This is a genomic window from Monashia sp. HAY1-5C (assembly GCF_056755255.1).
Map to the genome: position 1 here is coordinate 1 of NZ_JBPGXG010000199.1, position 6,055 is coordinate 6,055.

4 protein-coding genes and 1 tRNA gene are annotated in these 6,055 nt (G+C 68.3%); 1 reads left to right on the forward strand and 4 read right to left on the reverse strand.

Going from position 1 to position 6,055, the window contains the following annotated elements; translation table 11 throughout:
* Window positions 1–238: 238 nt before the first annotated feature.
* The gene (locus tag ACR9ZK_RS20365) at window positions 239–421 is read right to left on the reverse strand and encodes a hypothetical protein (RefSeq protein ID WP_481343787.1); all 183 of its coding nucleotides are present in this window, start codon (window positions 419–421) and stop codon (window positions 239–241) included.
* A gap of 771 nt (window positions 422–1,192) precedes the next feature.
* Between ACR9ZK_RS20365 and ACR9ZK_RS20370 the strand changes: the two genes are divergently transcribed.
* A complete protein-coding gene (locus ACR9ZK_RS20370) occupies window positions 1,193–1,567 on the forward strand; it encodes a hypothetical protein (protein WP_481343788.1) in 375 nt (124 codons plus the stop codon).
* A 514-nt stretch (window positions 1,568–2,081) separates the two neighbouring features.
* Here the strand turns inward: ACR9ZK_RS20370 and ACR9ZK_RS20375 are convergent.
* The 3 genes from ACR9ZK_RS20375 to ACR9ZK_RS20385 all read right to left on the reverse strand — a co-directional run.
* Complete coding sequence (locus ACR9ZK_RS20375) at window positions 2,082–4,205, reverse strand: glycosyl hydrolase family 28-related protein (protein ID WP_481343789.1); 2,124 nt, start codon at window positions 4,203–4,205, stop codon at window positions 2,082–2,084.
* Window positions 4,206–4,847: 642 nt separating this feature from the next.
* Window positions 4,848–4,920 (reverse strand) — tRNA-Ala (locus tag ACR9ZK_RS20380).
* 153 nt (window positions 4,921–5,073) lie between these two features.
* Window positions 5,074–6,055 (reverse strand): PKD domain-containing protein (locus ACR9ZK_RS20385; RefSeq protein ID WP_481343790.1); only part of this gene is annotated, 982 nt, incomplete at its 5' end.

The window sequence follows — 6,055 nt, forward strand, 5'->3', positions numbered from 1 at the left end:
GAAGCAGGACCGGACGAAAGGGCGCATGATCGGACGTTCGCGCCGCGCAGAGGCTCAGGCGGCTTCAACCTGGCTGTTCACCACGCTGGGCGCTTCGTCAGCGTGTTGCCACTGGTCTTGCTTCCCTGGTCAGCGGGGCTCCGTGCGGAAGCGTCAGGGCGCCGAGGCGTCCCAACCCACTCGCGCCCTGTACGCCTCGAGGGACGGGCGCTGTGGCACCAGACGCACGCAAGCGCGGCTAGCCCTCGCCGCCTTGATCTGCATCGTCCTCAGCGTCGTGGCGCTCGTCCTCGAACGCCTTTACGAGGAGGCGGGCACGCTCGTCGCGGCCGACCGTGTTGGCGTCCTCGCGACCGTGCATGGCCTGCGCAAGGGCCCACTCGGGCAGATCGGGACGAGGTCGCTCAGCTGCTGTGCCCATGGGCGCCATCCGTTCCATCGCCGGGCCTACCAGGGACCAACCAAGGTATCGCGCAGCGACGCCTTCCCAGTGTGCGCCCGGGCGGTGAGTCGCCACAACTGCAAGGCGCGAGACAGGTCCTCACAGAGACGCAGCCGACTCCTTCGGCGCCGTACCGGATCGACACTTCGTGAGCCGGCCCGAAGACCTGTCGCGGACCGGCTCGTGACGTGCGGCGGCCGAGAAGACGCAGACCTGCCCGCTTGCCGACAACAGGACGTAGGCTCGGGCTGTCTCGCACACCGGAAACGTCTCGGGCCGCGGGGGAGCCGAGGTCTCGAATGTCCGCTGATCCACCCGAAGGCCCACCTCCTGTGAACCGGTCGCTGACATTGCTGGCAGCCGACGTGCGCCGTGCCCGTGAAGAGGTCCAGCGACTCCGCGGAGTACCCGCGTCAGCACCGCTTCACGCGGCACACGAGTCGTTGCTGGAGGCCATGGAGCGATACGCCGCGGCGCTCAGTGTCCGCAACCTGCCGCTCCCTTCGCGGCTGCGTGACGAGCTGCGTCTGCAGCGTCGCATCCGCCGTAACCGCGGCCGGTACGCCTCATGACTTCCTGCGGCTTCTTCTTTGTGGGGTCCGAGGCGCGGGTCCTCAGCGCTCCGGCAACGGGGCGGCGGCTGCGGGCCGCGCTATCAGCTCCCGGGTTCGCGAACGGGATCGACTGTGCCAGTGGGGGCCCCCATCAAGCAGGGTCCGCCGGGTCGACGGCACGAACCAGAGCCCAGTCATGATGCGCCGCCTGATCGTTCTCGATCTTTTCTCCGGGCCGGGCTGGCGCGATGCGACCCAGATGGTGGGACACATACCAACCGGTGACGGTGAGGCTTGGGTGCTCATCCAGCCGGACCGTGTCGAAGTCGTCGCGGGTGGCCCGAGCGACCCACAACAACTACGGGATGCGAGTGACGGAGGACCGTCCTTCTACTGTCGTGTCTGGCACACAACGTCAGGGACCGACCGGCCGACGGTGCACACCGTGGCCGCAGGCGACGCCGACCTCTACGAGGAGATCCTCTTGAGCATCGGCTTCCGGCTCGAAGAGCCCGAAGGGGTTCGGCTGGAGCGTGATGACTCGGGCGTCTTCCGGGGCTACTACATCTGACAATGAGAGCCCGCTACCTGCACTTCCTCCACAGGGGCCGATCCGGCCGGTCCGGCGAGGCTCAATGCGACCTCGGGGGACACCGGGGGAAAACATCGGCAGGGGACGGGCGGATGACAAAGAGGGAACCCCGCCCGTTCCGGCGCGTGGCGCTCTCCCCAGAGGCCACCACGTACCCGAGTCCGTACTGGCAATCCAGCCGACGAAGTCCGGCCGCAGTGAACGAGATCCCTTCGCCATCATCGAGGCCCTGGCCCTGCTGGAACGGGCTTAGCCTCGTCACGTCGACATGCACTGTTCCGATCGGGATCCCCAAAGACTCGGACACCCACACCCCAGTATCGCCGCGGTGCGGGCCGTCGGGTGTCACGCCGCCGCTCTCCTTCAAGGAGAGGGGACCGGATCGCCACCCCAAGGACGTACCGCCAAGCGACCCATCGCTACCGACGTACGCAACCGGTAGCGCCACCCACGCACGGAAAAGCCGCTCCTTAGGAGGGGCTTCGTCATCCCCTCACAGCAACCGGTAGTACCACTGGTGCAGCGTCGAGGCCTTCAACTCGGCGCCGGCGTTTGCCAACGCAAACCCTGTCAGGGCCAGCGTCGACTTCGGCACATACACGCCCCCGGGCTGCAGGGCGGCGTTGTTGTTCGCCGGCGTCAGCACGACTGCCTTCGGCATCAGCGGCCGCGTGGTCGCCAGGATCACGGTCGCGACCGTCGCGCCAGCTGAGGGGCCCGTGCCGGTCGTAAGCTCGATGACACCCTCCGTGTCATTCCCCGTCACGGTAATCGTCGCCCCACTGCCGGCACCCGCACCCAGCCGCACGGACGGCGTGTACCCGTCAACGCCGGCGGTAAGGAGCGGCGCCCAGTCGGTGGCCTTGAGCCCCGTCGCGATCCACAGAGTGTCGGGCTCCTTGCCGCTGGTGCGCCGATACACCGTCCCGACCTCGCCCGGCGTGACCTTCCCCCTCGGGTCCGTCGCCGCCTGGAGCTGGCCGGTCGCCTTCACGATGTTGGCGAAGTCGAACACGGCCGCACCCATGGCAAACGAGTTGTCGCCCAGGTGCAGGTGGTTGATCTTCGTCGTCCCGGACGCCGTGAGGACGACGGCCATGCCGGCGGTGGCCCGATAGGTGTTGCCCTCCAACCTCAGGTAGTCACACCCCCGGATCGTGGTGCCGTAATGTGCCGACGAGGAGTGGTCGAACACGTTCCCTGTGACCGTGAACCGGGCCGTACTCACCCCCGCGAGCGCGTACAGCCCATACCCATGCGGGGTGGAGATCCGGTTACCGGTGACCAGCACCGTCCCGTAGACGTTGTCGAGCCGGATCCCGTCCTCGTCCTTTGTGTACCCACCGCCGCCGACGGACCCGTCGACCACGTTCCCGGAGATGGTGATGTCATCGACGTAGTTCACCTTGATCCCGCGCCCGCACCCAGAGAGCACGTTGTCGGTGATGACCACCTGCTGCGCGTGCGAGGCAGCCAAGCCGTGGACGCTGATCCCGGACTGCCGCTCCGTGGGCTGCCCGCCAGGTGAGTCGACGATGTTGCCGGAAATCACCGCGCGCGGCCGCGGGAAGCTCGCCGCCTGGTACCCGGGCATGTAGGAGATAGCGCCCTCACTGGCGACGTTCTGCGTCGACGTCAGCCCGTTGACGATGACGTTGCCGGCGCACACCAGGTTGATGACCGACTTCGCCGAGATAGCGCAGAAGCCGCACCGCTCGAAGTAGTTGCCGATGATCCGGGCTCCATCGACGGCCGGGTAGGTGTGGATCGGGGAGATGTCGTTGCCGGCCGCGTTCTGCCCGTAGCCCCAGAAGTAGTTCCCGATCGCCTCCAGCGTCGACAGGTTCCCGTTCGCGAACCCGTCCGACCCCGGCGCACCGGGCAGGTAGCCGTTGTTGGCGAGGAAGATCCCGCCCGGGTTACCCCCGGCGATCGCCGGGGTGTCGGTGCCGATGCACACGTTGTGGTTGAACCGGACTAGGCCGCTCTCACCCTGCTGACCGGAGATGGTCCGCAGGATTGAGGTCGTGTGTCCGGTGACGCCGTCATGTTCGGCCTGCTCCGTGACGCGGCACCGCTCCATGGACAGGAGGCCGCCGAAGTTCTGGGCGTACACGACGGAGGCGACAGTACTGGTGAAGGTCACGTCCTCGAGGACGATGCTCTTGCCATTCTCGATGGTCCCCGTGATGACGTAGGGCCGCCCTGTCTGGTTGGCCTTGTTCCCGTTCACGGTGCCGCCGGTGATCCGCAGCTCGGTCCCGTTGAACACGATCATGGAGCCTGACCCGGTGCCGGGCTTGTGCAGCAGTGTGGCGCCTTGGTCAAGGCGCAGCCGCGCGATGGTGTCGACGAGAAGGGCGTCCAGGACGTACGTGCCGGGCGGGAAGTACGTCTCACCACCCGCGGCGGTGGCGATCGCGTCCCTGACTGCGGCGGTGTCGTCGGTGGTGCCGTCACCGATGGCGCCGGTCGACTTCACACTGACGGGGTTCGACGCGTCCGCGGCCGCAGAGGCTGGGGTGGCGGCAACCGTGCCTGCCACGCCCGCGCCCATGGTCGCGGCCAGCCCGGCCAGCACAGCCTTCCGGCTCAGAACTGGGCTCGACGATGTCACGGGTGCTTCCTCCTCAAGGCACCGTCGCACGACAGGCGCTTCCGCAGAGGTTAGGAGCATTCATGTCGGTTTTTGCCCGAATCAGGTGTATTCAGATCGTTCCGGCTGAGGAGACCGCCGTGACCCGTTACCCAACATGTGCATCACAGCCTGCGGTTTGAGGGTCTCTGATTACGAGGCTGGCATGTTCGACCACGACCCCGCCGTCGCTTCGGCCTCGAGGTGTCGCCGGCGAGCTCGCCAAGCACGGCTGGAACCTGGGACGCCGGCAACAGCTCGACCGTCCGGCACCACGGCCGACCGGTCCACCGCGTCTGGCTTCGGCGACTTCCGCGCCAGCCCGACGACGGAGTCCCAGGAAGGGCAGAGAGACCAGACGAAGAGCGTGACCGGTCCTGCTTCATGTTGTGGAGCTGAGGGGACTCCGTCGCCTCCGCCAGCGTTCCGGCTCCTCCTCGAATCACTGAGTCCCAGAAACGGCAGAGAGACCGGACGATAAGCGTGTCCGGTCTCTGTGCCGTTGGTGGAGCTGAGGGGAGCCGTCGGCTCCGCTGCGCTCCGCCTCCTCCCGAATCCCCCCAACCTGTTCCAGAACATGAAGCAGGACCGGACGAAAAGCGTGTCCGGTCCTGCTTGATGTTGTGGAGCTGAGGGGATTCGAACCCCTGACCTTCTCATTGCGAACGAGACGCGCTACCAACTGCGCCACAGCCCCTCGGTGCGGAAGGAACGATAACACCACGCGGACCGGCTCATCCAATCGGTACGGAGCGGCCCCAGCGGCAGCCATCGCCGCTCTCGCGACGGCGGCGCGCCGGTGCCGTCACCGCGCCCGGCCACGTCGTCGGGGCCGGGCGCGGTGCGGTGGTCACGGTGCGAAGGTGAGGACGAGCGCGGCCCAGGTGCCCGAGGTGGTGCCGTCCGCGCGGAACGTGCCGGTGGACGTCGGGAGCTGGTAGGCGCGGCCGAGGTTCGTCTGGCCCGTCGCCTGTGGGGTGAGCGCGGTCCACGCCGAGGTCCACGTCGGGTTCGTCGCCGCAGTGAACGAGGCGACCGCCCCGAACACGACCTCACGCGCCGCCGTCGTCGTCTGGGTCAGCCCGGACGAGAACGAGGCCGTCGTGCCGGTCGCGGAGGCGACCCGGTCGACCCGCGTCACACCCTGAAGGTCGTCCACGACCATCCGGTACGACGAGACCTTCGGGAAGGTCGCCGTGATCTTGGCACCCTGCGGCAGCGGCTTGGTCGCGAGCGCCGTGAGGACGAGGAGCCGGCCGCCGCTCGCGGACACCGACCGGGCGAGGGTGTAGGTGTTGCCGGCCGTGTCGGTGACGCTGGCGGCGCCGTTCGAGTTGGTCAGCACCTGGAGCGTCACGACGACGAGGTGGTTCTGCTGGACGCCGGCCCCGGTTCCGAGCGTGACGGTCGCGGACGAGGCCGACGTCGTCGACGACGCCGTGCCGACCGTGGCCACGAAGCCGGGTGGCGGCGCGGCCACCGTGACCGACCGCTGCGCCGTGGCGCTGACGCCGGACGTGTTCGTGACGGTGACGGTCACGGTGTAGGTGCCCGCGACGCTGTAGGTGTGTGTCGCCGTGGCGGTCGCCGACGCGGGCACCGTGGTGCCGTCGCCGAAGTCGAAGGCGTAGGACAGGGTCTGGCCCTGGGGGTCGGTGGAGGCCGACGCGTCGGCGGTGACGGCTACGGGTGCGGTGCCGCTGGACGGGGTCACGGACAGGGCGGCCGTCGGCGGCCGGATCGCCGCGGAGACGGTGACCGTCTTCTGGGCGGTCGCGGTCAGGCCGGAGGTGTTGGTGACCGTGACGACGACCGTGTAGCTGCCGGCGGTC